Here is an 18,735-nt window from a genome sequence, read left to right as displayed (position 1 = left end):
GGTCAGCTCACCGCACGAGGCACGGCTGTCAAGCGCGCGTCGGGGCGACGGATGCCAGGAGCGCGCCTTCGGCGTAGGTCAGGGCGACCTCCGGCAGGGCGGCCTCGCGACCGCCGAGGATGACGGTCAGACCGCCCGGGGTGACCGGGCCGTCCGGCGGGAACGGGTCGGCGCCGATCCGGCGCAGGGCCTGGGCGGCGACGGCCCCGGCCGAGCCGTGGAGGACGATCGGCGGCGCGTCCGGCTGCTGTACGGCGGTCCGGATGCGGTCGGCGACGAGTTCGTAATGGGTGCAACCCAGGACGACGGTCGTGACATCGCGCGGGGTGCGGGCCGCCGCGGCGGCCACCGCGGCGTCGATCCCCTCGTCGTCGGCGTGCTGCACCGCGTCCGCGAGCCCCGGGCACGGCACCTCGGTCACCTCGACGCCGTCCGCGAAGTCGCGGATCAGTCCGCGCTGGTAGGGGCTGCCGGTGGTGGCCGGGGTGGCCCAGATCGCGATCGGCCCTCCCCCGGCCGCCGCGGGCTTGATGGCGGGCACGGTGCCGATGACCGGCAGCCCGGGCTCCAGCTCGGCGCGCAGCGCGGGCAGGGCGTGGACGGAGGCGGTGTTGCAGGCGACGATCAGCGCGTCGGGGCGGTGTGCGGCGGCGGCCCGGGCGCAGCCCAGTGCCAGCTCGGTGACGTCCTCGGGGGTGCGCGGGCCCCACGGCATGGTGGCGGGGTCGGAGGAGAGGACGAGATCGGCGTCCGGTCGCAGTCGGCGCATCGCGGCGGCGGTGGGCAAGAGCCCGATTCCGGAGTCCATAAGCGCGATCTTCACCCGGTCACTTTAATGGATCGGTCCCGTGCGCCCGACGGCCGGGCATACCTTCGGGCAGACTTCGGCGGGTGAGCGCGCTGATGTGGATCGCCGCCGGGTCGTTGGCCGCATGGCTGTGGCTGCTGCTGGGCCAGGGCCTCTTCTGGCGTACGGATGTCCGGCTGCCCCGGACCGGCCCGGACGGCTCGGGGCCGCCGGAGCCGGGGCCGCCGGAGCCGGACGGGTTCGGGCCGCCGGAGCCCGTGGCATGGCCCTCGGTGGCCGTCGTGGTGCCCGCCCGGGACGAGTCCGCGGTGCTTCCGGCCAGCCTGCCCTCGCTGCTCGCCCAGGACTACCCGGGGCCGGCGGAGATCTTCCTGATCGACGACGGCAGCTCGGACGGCACGGGGAAGCTGGCCCGTGAACTGGCCGACGAGCACGGTGGGCTACCACTGACCGTCGACTCCCCCGGCGAGCCCGGCCCCGGCTGGACCGGCAAGCTGTGGGCGGTGCGGCACGGCATGGCGCTCGCCACGACCCGCCTCGCCGCGGACCGCGGGAACGCGGACGGTACGGACGGTACGGACACGGACGGCAGGGACGCGGACCGTAAGGACACGGACCGTAAGGACGACGGCGGCGTGGACTACCTGCTGCTGACGGACGCGGACATCGCCCATGAGCCGGATTCCCTGCGGGAGTTGGTGCGCGCGGCCGAGGAGAACGGGCTGGATCTGGTCTCCCAGATGGCGCGGCTGCGGGTGGTGACCTACTGGGAGCGGCTGATCGTGCCCGCCTTCGTCTACTTCTTCGCGCAGCTGTACCCCTTTCGGTGGGTCAACCGGCCCCGGGGGCGCACCGCGGCGGCCGCGGGCGGCTGTGTGCTGCTGCGCCGGGAGGCGGCCGAGCGGGCCGGGGTCCCGGAGGCGATCCGTCAGGCGGTCATCGACGACGTGGCACTGGCCCGAACGGTGAAACGGTCCGGCGGGCGGATCTGGCTGGGGCTGGCCGACCGGGTCGACAGCGTGCGGCCGTATCCGCGGCTGGGCGAACTGTGGCGGATGGTCTCGCGCAGCGCGTACACCCAGCTGCGCCACAATCCGCTGCTGTTGCTGGTGACGGTCGCCGGCCTGGCGGTGGTGTATCTCGTGCCGCCCGCGGCCGTGGCCGCCGGGGCGCTGACGGAGCGTCCCGCGCCGCTGGCGATGGGCGCCGCCGCCTGGGCGCTGATGGCGGGCACCTACATCCCGATGCTGCGCTACTACCGGCAGACGCTGTGGCTGGCGCCGCTGCTGCCCCTGACGGCCCTTCTCTACCTCCTGATGACCGTGGACTCGGCGGTGCGGCACCACCTCGGGCAGGGCGCGGCCTGGAAGGGACGCACCTACGCCCGCCCCAGCGCCGCGCCCTGACGGCCGCGCCCCGTGCACCGGGGTTTCACTTGCGGCCGGGGGTCCAGTTCATGCCCCAGCCGTAGGCGTGGTCGAGGGTGCGCTGCGGGCTGGTGCCGCGCTGCGGCACCAGATAGCGGGCCTCGCGCTGCACGACGAGTTCGCTGCCGGTGTTGGTGATGAGCGCGAGCGCGCAGACCGGGGACGGGACGGTGCACTCGTCGAGCGAGAAGTCGATCGGGGCGCCGAACTGCGGCTGCAGGGTGACCGTGGCGTGGAGGTCGGCGAAGCTGCGGGCGCCCTCGTAGATCGTCACGAAGACCAGGATCCGGCGGAACAGCTTCTGGTGGTCGAGGTTGATGGTGAGGTTCTCACCGGCCGCCCGGGCACCGGTGCGGTCGTCGGCGTCCAGGTGGATGAAGGGCGGCTGGTGCAGCGATCCGAAGGAGTTGCCGAGCGCCTGGACCACGCCCTTGCTGCCGTCGGAGAGTTCGAACAGCGCCCCCAGGTCGAGATCGAGGTCGCTGTGCATGGCCATGGCCCTGCCGAGCTTGGAGGCCCACCCCGAGAACTGCTTGTGCACCTGCCAGTTGAGGTTGATCCGCATGGTGCCGGAGGTGCCGCCCTGCTTGGTCAGCGAGACCGAGGGCGCCTCCTTCGTCAGGGTGACCTTGCTGAGGCTCACCGGCGCCGCGGCGGGCGCGGGAGCCGGTGCGGTGGGCGGGGGCGGCGGCAGGGGCGCGGAGACGGTGGTGGGCGTCGGAGGCGGGTACGCCCCCGCGGGCGGGCCGGACGGCGGCGCGGGGGCCGCGTACGGGTTCTGCGCGGCCGCGTACGGGTTCTGCCCGGCGTTCGGCGGGGCGGCGGGCTGAGCCGGGGCGGCGGGCTGAGTCGGCGTCCGCTGCGGCTCGTCGACCGTGATGCCGAAGTCCGTGGCGAGCCCCGCAAGACCGCTCTCGTACCCCTGGCCCACCGCGCGGAACTTCCAGGCGCCCTGCCTGCGGTACAGCTCGCCGAGGACGAAGGCGGACTCGACGGTGGCGTCCTCGCTGTCGAAGCGGGCGATCTCCGCGCCGCCCGTCGCGTTCAGCACCCGGATGTGCAGACCGGGGACCTGACCAAACGTTCCGCCATCGGCCGAGGCCGCGAGGACCACGGTGTCGACGGCGGGTTCGACCCGGGCGAGGTCCACCGAAAGGGTGTCGGTCACGGTGTCACCCGCGGTCCGCTTCCCCTCGTGGCGCACCGCGCCGGAGGAGTGCGCCGCCTGGTTGTAGAACACGAAGTCCCTGTCGGACCTGACCTTTCCGGACACCAGCAGCAGCGCCGAGGCGTCCACGTCCGGTGCCCCCGGTCCGGCGCGCCAGCCGAGCTCGATCCGCACCGCGTCAGCCGGTACTGGCGTGTTACCGCCCTTGCGCATCGCCATTTCCGTCCCCCTGCCTTTCTGTTCACTCGGATCGGGCCGCTCGGCCGCCGCACAGCGCGGACGACGGGTGGCTACCCGCTGAAAACGCGCTCTTTACACGATCTCAACGTACCCTGACGACCGATTTTCCCTGGTTCGCTCGGATTGGGGATCCACGGCCACTCCGAACACTGAAAACAACCCTCCTACCGGACTCCCCAATCAGCACATGGTGGGCTTAACTTATGGTCTATGACCTCCCCCCGCAGCACTTACGGTGGCGGCTACTACTCCTCGCCGTCCTTCCCGGACACCCCCATCTACGACAGTCTTGTCGCCGAGCGGGGGACACCGCAGATCGCACCCATCAGGGTGCCGTCGGCCTATGACACCGGAAGCCACCTTCCGGCGCTGCCCTCGGCGCTCCCCGCGCTGCCGGCCGCCCCCTCCCCGCAGCCGACGCACCAGGGCTACCAGCAGCACGCGCCGCAGCCCACCGGCCTGCAGCAGGCGCACTCGCCCTACATCCCGCCGCAGCCGACGGGACCGCGGGGCTACCCGGGCGCCCAGCAGCCGCAGATGCAGCGCCCCGCACCGGCCTCGCCGATGGGGTACGAGGCGATGCGCCCGGCCATGACGCGTCCGGTCTCGCCTCGCCCGGCGGCGCCCGCGCCCGCCGCGTACGACGACCCTTACGGGCGTCAGCAGTACCCGGGCGGCCGGTCGCCGCAGCCGGGAGGCGGCTACTGACACACGTCGGGAGGTGATGCGACCGGGCCGTGCCCGGTCGCGGGAAGGTCCGGGCCGGATGGGGTGTCCCCGTCCGGCCCCTGATTCGTTGTGAGGGCCGTCCGTGCCCGACTTATGGGGGCCGTTCGGCCCCTCCCCGGCGGCGGGGCGCACCGCGATGCTGGACCGAGCAGTTCCGCGAGCCATCTCCACCACCGGGGGTGGGCCGGGCTCTCACTCCACTGCGGTGATGAGCATGTCGACCGGTCACGCCCCGTTCGGCGTGGGGCGCGGGGCCGGAAGGGGACCGGTCTCGCGCTCCACGCGAAACGCACGCGGCCACCGTGGCGGCCACCGTAAGGGCGTCATCCGCTCCCGGCCGCACCGCTCACAGGCACCGCCCACGGGTTCACTGACCCGCTTCGCGCTCCTTGATCCGCTCGGCGATCACCGCGGCCTGGATGCGCCGCCCCACGCCCAGCTTGGACAGGATCGAGGAGATGCGGTTCTTGACGGTCTTCTCGGCCAGGAACAGCCGCTCGGCGATCTGCCGGTTGGTCAGTCCGTCGCCGATGAGCTGGAGGATCTCCCGCTCCCGCGGGGACAGCTTCTCCAGTTCCACGGGCCCGCTCGGCGCGGGGCCGCGCAGCCGGGCCATCACCCGGGCGGTGGCGCCGGGGTCGAGCATGGAGCGGCCTTCGGCCACGGTGCGCACCGCCGACACCAGGTCGGAGCCGTTGATCTGCTTGAGCACATAGCCCGCGGCCCCGGCCATGATGGCGTCGAACAGCGCCTCGTCGTCGTCGAAGGACGTCAGCATCAGACAGGCGAGGTCGGGGAGCCGGGCCCGCAACTCCCGGCAGACCTCGATCCCTTCGTGGTCCCCGCCCTCGCCCGAGGAGCCGAGTCGTACGTCGAGCACCGCCACCTGTGGCCGTACGGCGGGAGCGCGGGCGATGGCCTCGCGGGCGTTGGCCGCCTCGCCGACCACCTTCAGATCGGATTCGGCGTCGAGCAGATCACGCAGCCCGCGCCGCACCACCTCGTGGTCGTCGAGCAGAAAGACCCCGATGGGGCCGTCGGGGTCGGCTGTCCGGGGCACGGACTCACCTCCATGGCGCGCGGGTCGCCGGTCGCGATCCGGCTGCCCAGCTTTACGTTCTGGTGCGGGGAAGCGTAAGGGGCCATTCGGCCCCCGGGCCGCCGGCTGCACCTTCCGGCCCGGTCATGGCGAGATTCCGCCCGCGTAGGGCCCGTACAGATCCAGCAGCCGGGTGCGGGCGCTCTGCAGCCGGCGCCCGATCACCTGGGCGCAGGCCAGCGCGAGGGCATAGCCGAGCTCCGGGTCCTCGTCGCACAGCCGGCGCACCGCCTCGGCGTTGAACTCGTGCGCGCGCACGGGGCTGAGCGCCTCCGCGCCCAGGTGCCAGGTGTCCGGCGGGAAGAGCCAGGACCAGCCGATGAGCTCTCCGGGGCCGAGGGTCTCGATCACCGCGGCCCGCCGCCCCGGGACATGCAGATCGAGGGTGACCGCGCCGGTGCGAATGATCCAGAAGCGGTCGGCCTTACGGCCTTCCTCGAAGATGCGGCCGCCCGAGGGGAAGGACACATCGTGGGCGAGCGCCATCAGCCGCTCACGGTGTTCGGTCTTCAGCGCGCTCAGAAGTCCCATCATGACCTCACTCTGCCGTCTCCTCTCCCCCCTCGCCCCTCGGCGGTCACTGTGCGTACGAACTGTGCATACGAGAGGCATCCGATCCAAAGCGATACACCGTCGATCGGGTATCGCTTCACCCTTACCCATTTCCGGTCACGTTTCCGATATGACACGTCATTCGTGGTCGTTATGACCGATGAGACGCCGCTCCCCGTACCCTCGGCTGCTTCACCGACCCTGTGTTGTCGCTCGTACTCGTCACCAAACGGGAGGCACTGGTGCTAGCCGACCCTCGTCGTCGGTCCGCCGACCGAGCCGGAGAACACCTGCTCCACCGTCGTTTCACCGCCGACGAGCTGCCCCGGCTGCGGGTGCAGGTCGAGGAGTGCGCGGCCTGGGCCGGGCTCAGCGAGACCCGCCGCGGGGACTTCGTGCTGGCCGTGGACGAGATCGCCAACAACGCCATCGAGCACGCGGGCGGCACCGGATCCCTGCTGCTGCGGCGGATCGGCGACGAGCTGGAGTGCCGGATCAGCGACTCCGGCCCCGGCTTCTCCGAGGACGTCATCCCGCGGATCCTGCCGGGGCTGGACGGCGCGACCAGCGGCCGCGGGCTGTGGCTGACCCAGATGGTCACCGACCGGCTGGTGATCAGCGCGGGGGCGGTGGGCGCCGTGGTGACGCTGGCCATGCGGCTGCGCTGAGTGAGCCACCGGACTCCCTCGGCGACCGCTTCGGCGGGACAATGGGAAGGGGCATTTCCAAGTGCCGGCAGGAGAGGCGGTGGGCGCGATGGAGCTTCCCGTGGTCGTCGGGGTCGACGGTTCGGACGCCGCCTCGGACGCACTGGACTGGGCGGCCGAGATGGCCGGGCGCCGCGGGCTGCCGCTGCGCGTCGTCCACGCCTCCCTGTGGGAGCGGTACGAGGGCTACATCCCCGGAACGGCCGCCGACCGCCCCGCCGAGCGGCTCCACAGCGAGGCGGTGCTGGCCACCGCGGCCGAGCGGGCCGGGCGGCGGGTGCCGGCCCTGAAGGTGATGACCGACCTGGCGGCGGACGACGCGGTCACCGCCCTGCTGCGCGCCGGGAAGAGCGCCGAGGCGCTGGTGGTCGGCTCGCGCGGGCGCGGCGAGTTCGCCTCGCTGCTGCTCGGCTCGGTCGGACTGGGCATCGCGGCCCGCGCCCAGTGCCCGGTGGTCGTGGTGCGCGGCCGCCCGGAGAACGTGCGCGGCGGGATGAACCGGGTGGTGGTGGGGATCGCCGAGCGCGAGCGCCCGGGCGAGCAGGAGCCCGCGCCGCCCTCCGCCGCCGTCGCGTTCGCCCTCCGCGAGGCGCGGCTGCGCGGCGGCGAGCTGGAGGCGGTGCACGCCTGGCGCTGCGCGGGCCCCGAAGACCACGGGAGGCCCGGGAACCACGGCGGGCGCGAGGCGCACGACGCGCACGAGGAGCAGGGGGTACGTGAGGCGCACGGGACACGTGAGGCTCATGGGGCGCGTGAGCCGCAAAGCGCGCGTGAGGCGCACGAGCGGCGCGCCGCCGAGCTCCTGGACGAGACGCTGGGCGGCGCCACGGCGGCCGGGCTGCCGCCGGTGCCGGTGGCCCACCGCCCGGTCGAGGGCTCGGCGCGCAAGGCTCTGCTGGACGCCTCCGCGCACGCGGATCTGCTGGTGGTGGGGGCCCGGCGGCGGCACGGGCACTTCGGCATGCAACTGGGCCTCGTCAACCACGCCGTGCTGCATCACGCCAAGTGCCCGGTCGCCGTGGTGCCGGTTTCCTAGGCGCCGGTCCCCCAGCGGCGCCCCGCCCCTGGCCGAGTTCCTTCCATCCCCGCCACCACCGGCCCCCGCCCCGGCTACCCTGCTGGTGAGAGGGTCGTGGGGGGATGGAGGCCAGGTGTCGGGCAGTGCGGATCAGGGACGCCATCCGGCCCTCCCCCAACTCCGGCTCGACCAGCTCCTCGACGAACTCCAGGCGCGGCTTGACGCGGCCCGGTCCACCCAGGACCGGATGCACAGCCTCCTGGAGGCCGTGCTCAGCGTGGGCCGCGAGCTGGACCTGGAGCAGGTGCTGGGCCGGATCGTGGAGTCCGCGGTGGTGCTGGCCGACGCGGAGTACGGCGCGCTGGGCGTGGTCGACCGGCATCGGCTCTCGCAGTTCCTGCCGGTGGGCATGTCCGAGGAACAGGCCCACCGCATCGGCCCGTTACCCAGTGGCCATGGGCTGCTCGGCGAGCTGATCCGCCACCCCCAGCCGCTGCGGCTCACCGATCTGTCGGAGCATCCGGCCAGCTACGGCTTCCCCGAGCACCATCCGCCGATGCGCTCGTTCCTGGGCGTGCCGATCCGGGTACGTGACGAGGTCTTCGGGAATCTCTACCTGACCGAGAAGCGCGGCGGCGCCCAGTTCGACGCCGATGACGAGGCGGTGCTGGCCACCTTGTCGGTAGCCGCCGGGGTGGCCATCGACAATGCCCGGCTTTACCACGAGAGCCGGCGCCGCGAGCAGTGGCTGGAAGCGCTCGGCGTCATCACCCGTACGCTGCTGGCGGGCACCTCGGCGGGCGAGGTGCTGAGCCTGATCGCCCGGCTCGCCCTCCAGGTGGCCCTCGCCGACTCGGCGGCGATCCTGCTGCCGGCCACCGGCGCCGACTCGCTGATGGTCGAGGTGGCCGAGGGGCATGACGCGGAGCTCATCGGCGGGCTCGTGGTGCCGTCCGACGGCTCGCTGGCCGGGCTCGCCGCCCGCACCGGGCGCCCCGCGGTCGCCTCGGACGTCACGCTGGACTCCCGGGCCCGATCCTGGCCGCTGCCGGCTCCGGAGAGCGAGTTCGGCCCGGTGGTGGCCGTACCGCTGGTCGCGGGCGAGCGGGCCTCCGGCGCGCTGCGGCTGTGCCGGCTGGCCGGGCGGCAGCCCTTCGACGACCATGAGGTGGAGCTGCTCTCGGGGTTCGCGGCGCAGGCGGCCCTGGCCCTGGAACTGGCCCGGCACCGCGCCGAGTCCGAGCACATGGCGCTGCTCCAGGACCGGGACCGGATCGCCCGGGACCTTCACGATCTGGCCATTCAGCGGCTCTTCGCGACCGGGCTCACCCTGCAGAGCGCGGGCCGGCTGATCGAGCGCCCGGAGGCGGCCGAGCGGGTGGGGCGGGCCGTCGACGACCTGGACGAGACCATCAAGATCATCCGCTCCACGATCTTCGCCCTGCGCACGGTCGGGGACGACGGCGGCGAACCCGACACGCTGCGGCGCCGGCTGGTCAAGGCCGTCCGCTCGGCCTCCGACACCCTCGGCTTCGCCCCGTCGCTGCTGATGGACGGCCCGGTGGACACCGACGTGCCGGACGAGACCGGCGACCATGTGCTGGCGGTGCTGGCCGAGGCGCTCAGCAACACCGTGCGGCACGCCCATGCCCAGCGGGTGGAGGTGCGGCTGACCGTCGGCGCCGACATCACCCTGGAGGTCACGGACAACGGGGTGGGCACCGGGGGCGCCGCCCCCAGCGGAGGACTGGTCAATATGCGGTCCCGGGCCGAACTCCTGGGCGGCACTTTGGACATCGAGTCGCCCGAGGCGGGCGGCACCCGGCTGGTCTGGTGTGTCCCCCTGGACCGCCGACGGCCCGCCGGAACGGCGAAAGGGATGGCCCCGTGATATTGCTCTCTCTCCACCGAATAACGCGCATATCCGGCCCGCCATGCGGTACTCACGAATGGGGAAGGGGGTATGTGATCCATGCGAATGATCTGGGGGCTGTGGCGCTGGCGGCGCAACCCGCTGCGCCGTAAGACGGACGTGATGGAGGCGTGCGCGGCCCTGATCGCCGCGGCGATCATCCTGCTCGTCGCCCCCGCCGTCGGCTGGACATCGGGGTCCCTGGCCCACGGGGCGCTGGTGAAGGCCGCGCAGAAGCAGCGCGCCGAGCGTCATCCGCTCTCGGCCACCGTGGTGAAGGTGCTGCCGCATCCGCCCATCGACTCCGATCCCGAGACCGCTTCCGCGAGAGACGCCCATCGCCGCGTCCTCGCCCGCTGGACGGGGCCGGACGGCAGCAGACACGAGGGCACGCTGGGTGCTCATCCCGGTGCGGATCCCGGTGAGAGGTTCCGGATCTGGACCGACGACCACGGCCGCCCGGTGGGCCGCCCGCTGGACACCGCGACGGCCACCACCCACGCCGTGCTGGCCGGGATCGGCGCGGCCGGGGTGACGGCGGTCCTGGTGGACGGCGCCCGGCGGCTGTTCGTATGGCGGCTCATGCGTCGGCGCTACACACAGTGGGACATCGCCTGGGAGCGGGCCGGTCAGGACTGGGGACGGGCGGACGCCGACAGCTGACCCGTGCGAGCGGGCAACGCCCGGCCGGGAGTTGTCATATGAACGCACAACTCCCCCCGTGCTCCACAGCCAGGTCAACTCATGGCGCCTCGCGCACGCTACGGTGGGGCATTCCATATGCGCAGCGGCAGTCAGCAGCGGCGGTCAGGCGCGCACACCGGCAACGCACGAGGTGGGGGCACAGCAGCACCATGGCACAGGGCTCGGTCGTCCAGGTGACGCACAGCGGAACGTCGCGGTGGCGGCGCCGCACCGGAGAGTACGCCTCCCTCACGGCGGCCCTGGAGGCCGCCGGGGACGGTGATGTGCTCTCCATCTCGCCCGGCACCTACCGCGAGAATCTGGTGGTGGGCCGGGCCGTCACCCTGCGCGGGCCCGAGGGCTCGGCACGCGGTTCGGTGCGGATCGCGCCGGTGGACGGAGTCGCGCTGACGATACGCGCCTCCGCCGTGGTCCAGGATCTGCATGTGGAGGGCCAGGACTCGGCCGCCCCCGCGCTGCTGATCGAGGACGCCACCCCGGAGCTGACGGACGTACGGGTCGCCACGCGCTCGGCGGTCGGCATCGAGGTGCGCGGCGGCGCCCGCCCGACCGTGCGGCGCTGCACCGTGGACAACCCCGCGGGCGTCGGGCTCAGCGTGCTGGACGGCGCGGGCGGGGTGTTCGAGGAGTGCGAGGTGGTGGCCGCCGGGCAGTCCGGGGTTGCGGTGCGCGGCGGCGCCCGTCCGCGCCTGGACCGCTGCCGGGTGCACCACGCGTCCGGTGCGGGGTTCTCGCTGACCGGTGAGGGCTCCTCGCTGGAGGCCGTCGGCTGCGAGGTGTACGAGATCCGGGGCTCCGGGGTGCAGGTCTCCGGGCGCGCGACCGGGCATCTGACCGACTGCCGGGTGCACCGTACGACGGCCGACGGGGTCAACCTGGACACGGACGCGGTGCTCACGCTCGCCGACTGCGAGATCCACGACATCCCGGAGAACGCGATCGACCTGAGGTCGCGTTCGGTGCTGACGCTGACCCGCTCCACGGTGCGCCGGTTCGGGCGCAACGGCCTGTCGGTGTGGGACCCGGGCACCCGGGTGGACGCCAACCAGTGCGAGCTGCACGAGAGCACCGGCGACTATCCGGCGGTGTGGGTGAGCGACGGGGCGACCGCGGTGCTCGACTCGTGCCGGGTGCGCGAAGTGCCGGACGCGTTGTTCGTCCTGGATCGCGGGTCGCGGGTCGACGTGGTCGACAGCGATCTGTCCCAGGTGCGCTCCACCGCGGTCTCGGTCAGCGACGGGGCCATCGTCCAGCTCGACGACTGCCGCATCCGGGAGGCGGCCACCGGGGCGTGGTTCCGTGACCACGGCAGCGGCGGCACCCTCGCCAACTGCACCATAGACGGCGCCGCCACCGGAGTGATCGTCACCAAGGGCGCCGATCCGACGGTCGAGCGCACCACGGTCTCCGGGCCGACCGAGGCCGGGTTCTACGTCTCCGCCGAGGGCCGCGGCACCTTCACCGGCTGCCGGGTGACCGGCAGCGGGGGCTATGGCTTCCACATCATCGACGGCTGCCGCACCACCCTGACCCGGTGCCGTACGGAGCGGTGTGCGCGTGGGGGCTACGAGTTCTCCGAGGCGGGGCCGATCGTCGAGGACTGCACCAGCGACGAGAGCGCCACCACGGCGCTGGGCTCGCCGGGCGTGCCCGCCCAGCCCCAGGTCACCGCGCCCGCCGTGGAGACCGCCTCGACGGGCGGGCTGCTGGGCGGCGTCCCGGCGCAGCGAGCCGCCCAGACCTCCGCACCCGCCACCGAGCCCCCGGTCGCCGTCCGCCCGTCCACGGCGGTGCTGGGCGAACTGGACGCGCTGGTCGGGCTGGAGAGCGTCAAGCGCGAGGTGCGGGCCCTCACCGACATGATCGAGGTGGGCCGGCGGCGTCAGGAGGCCGGACTCAAGGCCGCCTCCGTCCGCCGCCATCTGGTCTTCACCGGCTCCCCCGGCACCGGTAAGACGACGGTCGCCCGGCTCTACGGGGAGATCCTGGCCTCCCTCGGGGTGCTGGAGCGCGGCCATCTGGTGGAGGTCTCCCGGGTGGACCTGGTCGGTGAGCACATCGGCTCCACGGCCATCCGCACCCAGGAGGCGTTCGACCGGGCGCGCGGCGGGGTGCTGTTCATCGACGAGGCGTACGCCCTCTCTCCGGAGGACTCCGGCCGGGACTTCGGCCGGGAGGCCATAGACACCCTGGTCAAGCTGATGGAAGACCACCGGGACTCGGTCGTGGTCATCGTCGCGGGGTACACGGCGGAGATGGAGCGCTTCCTGTCCGTCAACCCCGGTGTGGCCTCCCGTTTCTCGCGCACCATCACCTTCGGCGACTACAGCCCGGAGGAGCTGCTGCGGATCGTGGAGCAACAGGCCGAGGAGCATGAGTACCGGATCGGCGAGGGGGCGGCGGAGGGGCTGCTGAAGTACTTCACGGCGCTTCCCAAGGGCCCGGCGTTCGGCAACGGCCGCACCGCCCGGCAGACCTTCGAGGCGATGGTGGAGCGGCACGCGGGCCGGGTCGCCCAGCTGAGCGACCCGACCACGGACGACCTCACGCTGCTCTATCCCGAGGACCTGCCGGAGCTCATCTGACCGGCGGTCTCCTCCTCCGCCGGTGGCGGCGTCTGCTCCGGGAGCCGGGCCAGCAGCCCGGCACGCTCCCGGTCGAAGACGGGGTCGGCCTGGTAGTCCCCGTGCCCCAGGATCGGCGCGGGCAGCGGGTGATCGGGCGTACGGCCGTAGGCCAGCGGGTCCTTGAGCGCGTCGCAGTCGACCTCGGGGCCGCTGCCGTCGGGCAGCTTGATGGGGCCGCCGATCGGGTCGGTGTAGCGCCACAGATTGCGCCAGCAGCGCACCTCACCGTGGAGCGAGAGCAGTTGCGCGGGCCCGAAGTAGGCGGGGAACCAGCGCCCGTAGAGCCGCTCCAGCGGTGAGCCGTAGGTGAGCAGCGCGACCTGGCCGCGGGTGCGGTGGTCCACCTGCCAGACCGCCGCGGCGGCCAGCACACTGCCCTGGGAGTGGCCGGAGATGACCAGCCGGCCGCCGTACCGGCGGGTCCAGGTCTCCATCCGCCAGGTGAGGTCGGGCACCGCACGCTCGGCATAGCACGGGGGCGCGAAGGGGTGGGCGGCGCGCGGCCAGAAGGTGCCCACGTCCCACAGGATGCCGATGGTGCGGCGGGCGGAGGGGCTGCGGTAGGCCCGGCGGGCCCAGGTGACCAGCATCAGGAAGGCCACCCCCATCAGCCAGGAGCCCAGCGCCTGCGCGGTCTGGGCGGCGGCGTCCACGGCCCCGGGCGCACCGTCGGCGGCCCGCCCCGGCACCTCGTCGGTGACCCAGGCCGCGGTGACGGCCAGGGCGCCGAACAGCAGGGTCAGCAGCGCGACGGGGCCGACGATCCACGGGGCGGAGTCGGTGAGGCCCGCGCGGGCGATCGTGCCCGCGATCCGCCGGGTGCGTACGGCGTCGGGCCGCTCCCCCGGATAGCCGTCCATGATGGTCGGCAGCAGCCGGTCGCGCACCCGCCACACCCTTACGGTGAAGATCACCAGCAGGACGACCAGGACCAGCAGCAGCGCGGGGATGGCCGTGGCCAGCCAGGTCAGCAGGACCGGCGGCGCTATCCCCGGCCCCTCACCGGGGGTGCCACCGCCGTCCAGCCAGTCGGCGAAGCGCTGGGCGACACCGCCCGCGAGCACCGCGCCGAGCCCGCAGGCGAGCACCGCGACGGCGGGCCCGGCGAGCCCGTACAGCGGGGTGCGGCCGGGCGCGGCCCGGTGCAGGACCAGGGCGCACACCGCCATGGTCACGATCAGCGCGCCCTCCCCGATGGCGATGGCGCAGAACGCCTCGTTCCCCGGAAGCTGGCCGGTGGAGACCCAGCCGGGGCGGGACCAGCCGGCGTACAGGACGGAGAGGGCCAGCACCGCGAGGGCCGCACCGGGCAGCGCGGTGATGGTGAGGCGGTCCAGCTCCGCGTCGACCTTGGTCTCGCTGCGGCCGCGGTAGCACACCACGGCCACCACCATGACCGCGCCCGCGCAGAGCAGCGTCAGCATCGCCCAGCCCGCGGTGTCCTGCAGCCCGCTGCCGCCCGGTTCGCGGTCATGGGTGGTGGTGGGCAGGGTCAGGCCCGCCGCGATGGTGAGGAAGCCCGCGGCGGTGTGCGCGGCGCGCAGCCGGGCGACGATCCTGCGGCCGTACCAGAAGCCGGGCAGGCACAGCGCGGGGCGGTTGCCCGCCTCGGGCGCGGACTCGTCGACGGGGCGCTCCAGCGGCGGAGATGCCTCGTACGCGCTCCAGGTGCGGTTGGACAGGTACCACAGCAGTCCGGTGAGCGCGCCGGGCAGCACCGCGGCGAGCGCGAGCCTGCGGCCGGGCTGGCTCCACCAGCCGTGGTTCTCCGGGGACAGGAAGCCGAGCCAGGACTTGCCCCCGGCGCAGTCGGCCGAACCGGCGCACTGCCAGGCGACCAGGTCCAGGGCCACCTCGCAGGCCCCGGCGATCAGCAGCACGGTCAGGGTGAGCGCCACGAGCCGGACGAGCAGGCCGTAGGCGCGCACGGTCCGCTCGCGCCGGTCGGCCGGGGGCCGCATCCAGTGCGCGAGGTTGGCGACCATGAACGGCAGTAAAAGCAGCCACAGGGCGCGGGAGCTGTTGCCCGAGGTGAGGTTGCACCAGACGTACGCCTCGCGGATCGGGCCGTCGCGGTCCGGGCCCTCACGGTCCTCCGGCGGGCGCTGCTCGGCGTCGATGTCGTCCGCCCTGCGGTAGACCGCCGCGGTCTCGTCGCCGGTGACCAGGCTGGTGCGCGGATCGCCCAGCATCTCCTCGGGGGTGGTGCCGCCCACTCCGTGGACGAGGAGTTCCAGATCGGGTGGTGGCGCTCCGCCCTTCCGGGCTGTCATCGCCTGTTCCGTCGCGTCGGCCGGTGTGTCCGTACGCATGGTCGATGGCACCGTGTCCCCCGATCCGGTGTGGTGCGGTCGTTCTGGCTCCAGGATTGTGCCCATCGGCCACCTTCCCCGACCCTGACAGGGCGGGCGTGGCGAAATCGTAACCCCGGGTGCACCGCGCTCGGCTGCCCTCGCCTCATGCGAAGATGAACGCGCGGGCGACGAGGGCCGACCGGAGGGAGACGAGGCAGGGTGAGCGACAACCAGAACCTGCTCGCGGAGCAGCGGCGTGCCCTGATCCTCGATGAGGTCAGGCGGCGCGGCGGGGTGCGGGTCAACGAGCTGACGCGCAAGCTCAATGTCTCGGACATGACGGTTCGTCGCGACCTGGACGCGCTGGCCCGGCTGGGCGTGGTGGAGAAGGTGCACGGCGGGGCCGTGCCGGTGGCCGAGGCGAGCACGTACGAGCCCGGGTTCGAGGCCAAGTCGGGCCTCGAGCTGAGCGCCAAGGAGGACATCGCCAAGGCGGCGGCCGCGATGGCCACGCCGGGCACCGCGATCGCCCTGGCCGGTGGCACCACGGCCTTCGCACTGGCCCAGCAGCTGCTGGAGGTGCCCGATCTGACGGTGGTCACGAACTCGGTCCGGGTGGCCGATGTGTTCTACAACGCCCAGCGGTCGGCGGCGCTCGGCGGGGTGGGCCCGCGCCCGGGGGCGGCCACCGTCGTGCTCACCGGCGGGGTGCGGACGCCGTCGGACACGCTGGTGGGGCCGGTCGCGGACGCGGCGGTGCGCTCGCTCCACTTCGATGTGCTGTTCCTCGGGGTGCACGGGATATCGGTCGAGGCGGGCCTGTCCACGCCGAATCTGGCGGAGGCGGAGACCAACCGCCACTTCGTCAGGTCCGCGCGGCGGGTGGTGGTGGTCGCGGACCACACCAAGTGGGGCACGGTGGGGCTGAGTTCCTTCGCCTCGCTGGACCAGGTGGACGCGCTGGTCACGGACCCGGGGCTGCCGGCGGAGGCGCGGGCGGAGATCTCCGAGTATCTGCCGGAGCTGGTGGTGGCGGGCGAGCCGGTCCGCACCGCAGACATCTGACACCCCGGCAGGTATCGTGTGTCCATGACACACCGGTTGCGTTCCGTCGGACTGGAGTACGCCGAGACCGCCCCGGTGCGGCTCGTCTTCGTCGCCAAGGTCTCGGCCGCTCCGGAGGCGGTGTTCGAGGCGTTCACCGATGTCGAGGGCTGGCCGCGGTGGTTCCGGCAGGTGAGGGACGCCCGCTCCACGGACGGCGGCAAGCGCAGGGAGATCCGCCTCATGGGCGGCACCCGCTTCCGCGAGACGGTCATGGCGGCGGATCCGCACGAGCGCTACGCCTACCGCGTCGACGAGACCAATGTGCCGGGGCTGCGGGCGCTGCTGGAGGAGTGGACGCTGCGGCCCTCGGACGGCGGGACCGTGGTGCGCTATGTCTTCGCGGTGGACGGCACGGCGGTGCTGCGCGGTGCCGTACGGGCGATGCGGCCGGGTCTGCGGCGCGCGTTCCACCAGGCGGTGGGGAACCTGGACCGGATGGTGGCGGCGGTCTGACGACGGCCGTAAGGGCGAGGCGGCGACCGTAAGGGCGTGACGGCAGCCGTGAGGGCCTGGCGGCGGCCGTGCGGGCGGAGGTCAGTCCGTCCAGTTGCCGGTCGTGAGGAAGATGTCGAGCGTCTTCACATACGGCTCGATGTCCAGCCCCTGCTCCTCGAGCCACGCGTCCGAGTAGTACTTGTCCAGATACCGCTCCCCCGGATCGCACAGCAGCGTCACCACGCTCCCGGTCCGCCCCTCGGCGACCATCTCCGCGACGATCCGCAGCGCGCTCCACAGCCCGGTCCCGGTGGAGCCGCCCGCCTTACGGCCGATGGCGCGCTCCAGGGCGCGCACGGCCGCGACGCTAGCCGCGTCCGGGACCTTCATCATCCGGTCGATCGCGCCGGGTACGAAGCTGGGCTCCATCCGGGGGCGGCCGATGCCCTCGATGCGTGAGCCGTGGTCGCTGGAGGCGTGGGCGTCGTGGTGGACCCAGCCGTCGAAGAAGCAGGAGTTCTCCGGATCGGCGACGCACACCCGGGTGTCGTACTGCATGTAGTGGACATAGCGGGCGATGGTCGCCGAGGTGCCGCCGGTACCCGCCGTGGCCACGACCCATGCCGGTTCGGGATAGCGCTCCAGACGCAGCTGCTGATAGATCGACTCGGCGATGTTGTTGTTGCCGCGCCAGTCCGTGGCCCGCTCGGCGTAGGTGAACTGGTCCATGTAGTGACCCCCGGATTCCGCCGCGAGGGCGGCGGACTCCTCGTACATCGTCCGCGGGTCGTCCACGAAATGGCACTGGCCGCCATGGAATTCGATCAGACGGCACTTCTCCCGGCTGGTCGTGCGGGGCATCACCGCGATGAAGGGCACCCCGATCAGCTTGGCGAAGTACGCCTCGGATACGGCGGTCGAGCCGCTGGACGCCTCGATCACGGGCTTGCCCGGCCGGATCCAGCCGTTGCACAGCCCATAGAGGAACAGCGAGCGTGCCAGGCGGTGCTTGAGACTTCCTGTGGGGTGGGTGGACTCGTCCTTGAGGTAGAGGTCGATCCCCCACCGCTCGGGCAGCGGGAAGCTCAGCAGATGGGTGTCGGCGGACCGCTGGGCATCGGCCTGCACCTTACGGACGGCTTCCTTCAGCCACTCGCGGTAGCCGCGGTCGCTGCGGTCCACGTCGATCGTCTCGATACTCCCGCACGCCGTGCCGTCCAACGCCCACTCCTCCTGCTTGTGCCTCATGCCCAGCCCAGGTGGCATACTCATGCCGTTTCGATCCTCATTGTCCCCCAGTGCGCCCTGGTGTCCGGGGCCGGTCACGGGCACACTGCGCAGCAGGGAAAATGAGAGGCGGCGGCACAGTGCCAGTCGGAACCATCGGGGAGGCGGTTGTGATGGCCGATACGGAGTTCAACGCCAGGGGAGTGCGGATCGAGCGATTCCTGCGCTCGGTCACCCGCGCCGGACAGGTCATGATCAAGGACGGCAGGCTGCAGTTGCTGACCAGTTACGGCAGCGAGATCGACAGCGCACCCGTGCAGTCGGTGCGCGCGAGCAAGCCCTGGTTCGTGGACGGGGACCAGGCCATGGCCACCGTGAACGGCACCCGTTACCGCCTCACCCTCGGCTCGCAGGACGCCAAGTCCACCTCGGCCAAGTCCGGCTCGGGCGCCGCCAGCCGCTTCCTCGACGCCGTCCGGTCCGCCCGGGGGCATGCCTCGAAGAGGTGAGGCGGCCGAGTTGCGCATGCGCGCGGTGGGACCGACCCTGGACGAGTATCAGTATCACTGAGGGTCAACAAGCGGTGACGCTGAGAACCGTCCCACCGGTCGCGCCCAGCAGCCACCACTGCTGAACGTGTTCGTCGCCCGCATCTGAATCAGGCTAGCCCCACGTCTTCA

16 protein-coding genes are annotated in these 18,735 nt (G+C 72.7%); 10 read left to right on the top strand and 6 right to left on the bottom strand.

Features of this window, described 5'->3' with window-relative positions; translation table 11 throughout:
* Window positions 1-28 precede the first annotated feature (28 nt).
* Entirely contained in the window at window positions 29-823 is a 795-nt protein-coding gene (locus ACZ6TD_RS40130; RefSeq protein WP_471346067.1) for a glutamate racemase, read from the bottom strand.
* An 80-nt stretch (window positions 824-903) separates the two neighbouring features.
* On the opposite strand from ACZ6TD_RS40130, the gene ACZ6TD_RS40125 reads away from it, so the two are divergent.
* Window positions 904-2,214: a glycosyltransferase gene (locus ACZ6TD_RS40125; RefSeq protein WP_471358480.1), complete on the top strand. Its 1,311-nt coding sequence runs from the start codon at window positions 904-906 to the stop codon at window positions 2,212-2,214.
* 25 nt (window positions 2,215-2,239) lie between these two features.
* Here ACZ6TD_RS40125 and ACZ6TD_RS40120 read toward each other — a convergent pair whose 3' ends face one another.
* Window positions 2,240-3,616 carry a TerD family protein gene (locus tag ACZ6TD_RS40120; protein WP_471358476.1) on the bottom strand — a complete coding sequence of 459 codons (1,377 nt, stop codon included), beginning with the start codon at window positions 3,614-3,616 and terminating at the stop codon, window positions 2,240-2,242.
* Between the two features lie 237 nt (window positions 3,617-3,853).
* Here ACZ6TD_RS40120 and ACZ6TD_RS40115 point away from each other — a divergent pair, with 237 nt between their 5' ends.
* Window positions 3,854-4,351, top strand: a complete 498-nt coding sequence (locus tag ACZ6TD_RS40115) for a DUF6643 family protein (protein ID WP_471346065.1) — start codon at window positions 3,854-3,856, stop codon at window positions 4,349-4,351.
* Between the two features lie 388 nt (window positions 4,352-4,739).
* On the opposite strand, the gene ACZ6TD_RS40110 is transcribed toward ACZ6TD_RS40115, so the two are convergent.
* Together ACZ6TD_RS40110 and ACZ6TD_RS40105 are read right to left on the bottom strand one after the other, a co-directional pair.
* Window positions 4,740-5,432: a response regulator gene (locus tag ACZ6TD_RS40110; protein ID WP_471346064.1), complete on the bottom strand. Its 693-nt coding sequence runs from the start codon at window positions 5,430-5,432 to the stop codon at window positions 4,740-4,742.
* Between the two features lie 123 nt (window positions 5,433-5,555).
* Complete coding sequence (locus ACZ6TD_RS40105; RefSeq protein ID WP_020873493.1) at window positions 5,556-6,005, bottom strand: Crp/Fnr family transcriptional regulator; 450 nt, start codon at window positions 6,003-6,005, stop codon at window positions 5,556-5,558.
* Between the two features lie 260 nt (window positions 6,006-6,265).
* Between ACZ6TD_RS40105 and ACZ6TD_RS40100 the strand changes: the two genes are divergently transcribed.
* The 5 genes from ACZ6TD_RS40100 (at window position 6,266) to ACZ6TD_RS40080 (ending at window position 12,950) form a co-directional block, all read left to right on the top strand.
* On the top strand, window positions 6,266-6,691 hold the full coding sequence (locus ACZ6TD_RS40100) for an ATP-binding protein (RefSeq protein ID WP_471358473.1): 426 nt from the start codon (window positions 6,266-6,268) through the stop codon (window positions 6,689-6,691).
* 79 nt (window positions 6,692-6,770) lie between these two features.
* A complete protein-coding gene (locus ACZ6TD_RS40095; protein ID WP_471358471.1) occupies window positions 6,771-7,766 on the top strand; it encodes a universal stress protein in 996 nt (331 codons plus the stop codon).
* A gap of 115 nt (window positions 7,767-7,881) precedes the next feature.
* Window positions 7,882-9,639: a GAF domain-containing sensor histidine kinase gene (locus tag ACZ6TD_RS40090; RefSeq protein WP_471346063.1), complete on the top strand. Its 1,758-nt coding sequence runs from the start codon at window positions 7,882-7,884 to the stop codon at window positions 9,637-9,639.
* An 81-nt stretch (window positions 9,640-9,720) separates the two neighbouring features.
* A complete protein-coding gene (locus ACZ6TD_RS40085) occupies window positions 9,721-10,323 on the top strand; it encodes an Rv1733c family protein (RefSeq protein ID WP_471346060.1) in 603 nt (200 codons plus the stop codon).
* 191 nt (window positions 10,324-10,514) lie between these two features.
* Window positions 10,515-12,950: a right-handed parallel beta-helix repeat-containing protein gene (locus tag ACZ6TD_RS40080; protein WP_471346059.1), complete on the top strand. Its 2,436-nt coding sequence runs from the start codon at window positions 10,515-10,517 to the stop codon at window positions 12,948-12,950.
* Here ACZ6TD_RS40080 and ACZ6TD_RS40075 read toward each other — a convergent pair.
* Window positions 12,920-15,265 (bottom strand): hypothetical protein, encoded by a 2,346-nt coding sequence (locus ACZ6TD_RS40075; protein WP_471346057.1) that lies wholly within the window; start codon window positions 15,263-15,265, stop codon window positions 12,920-12,922. The two genes, ACZ6TD_RS40080 and ACZ6TD_RS40075, sit on opposite strands and share 31 nt — an antisense overlap.
* 240 nt (window positions 15,266-15,505) lie before the next feature.
* On the opposite strand from ACZ6TD_RS40075, the gene ACZ6TD_RS40070 reads away from it, so the two are divergent.
* Both ACZ6TD_RS40070 and ACZ6TD_RS40065 read left to right on the top strand, forming a co-directional pair.
* Window positions 15,506-16,351, top strand: a complete 846-nt coding sequence (locus ACZ6TD_RS40070) for a DeoR/GlpR family DNA-binding transcription regulator (RefSeq protein ID WP_471346055.1) — start codon at window positions 15,506-15,508, stop codon at window positions 16,349-16,351.
* Between the two features lie 24 nt (window positions 16,352-16,375).
* The gene (locus ACZ6TD_RS40065) at window positions 16,376-16,846 is read left to right on the top strand and encodes an SRPBCC family protein (RefSeq protein ID WP_471346053.1); all 471 of its coding nucleotides are present in this window, start codon (window positions 16,376-16,378) and stop codon (window positions 16,844-16,846) included.
* An 81-nt stretch (window positions 16,847-16,927) separates the two neighbouring features.
* On the opposite strand, the gene ACZ6TD_RS40060 is transcribed toward ACZ6TD_RS40065, so the two are convergent.
* Window positions 16,928-18,076: a PLP-dependent cysteine synthase family protein gene (locus ACZ6TD_RS40060; RefSeq protein ID WP_471358468.1), complete on the bottom strand. Its 1,149-nt coding sequence runs from the start codon at window positions 18,074-18,076 to the stop codon at window positions 16,928-16,930.
* Between the two features lie 152 nt (window positions 18,077-18,228).
* Between ACZ6TD_RS40060 and ACZ6TD_RS40055 the strand changes: the two genes are divergently transcribed.
* Complete coding sequence (locus ACZ6TD_RS40055) at window positions 18,229-18,564, top strand: hypothetical protein (RefSeq protein ID WP_020873483.1); 336 nt, start codon at window positions 18,229-18,231, stop codon at window positions 18,562-18,564.
* The last annotated feature ends 171 nt before the right edge of the window (window positions 18,565-18,735 follow it).

The sequence above is a fragment of the Streptomyces yongxingensis genome, from assembly GCF_055597465.1.
Note: the sequence above shows the minus strand (reverse complement) of the source record. Positions and strands in the feature narration are given on the sequence as shown.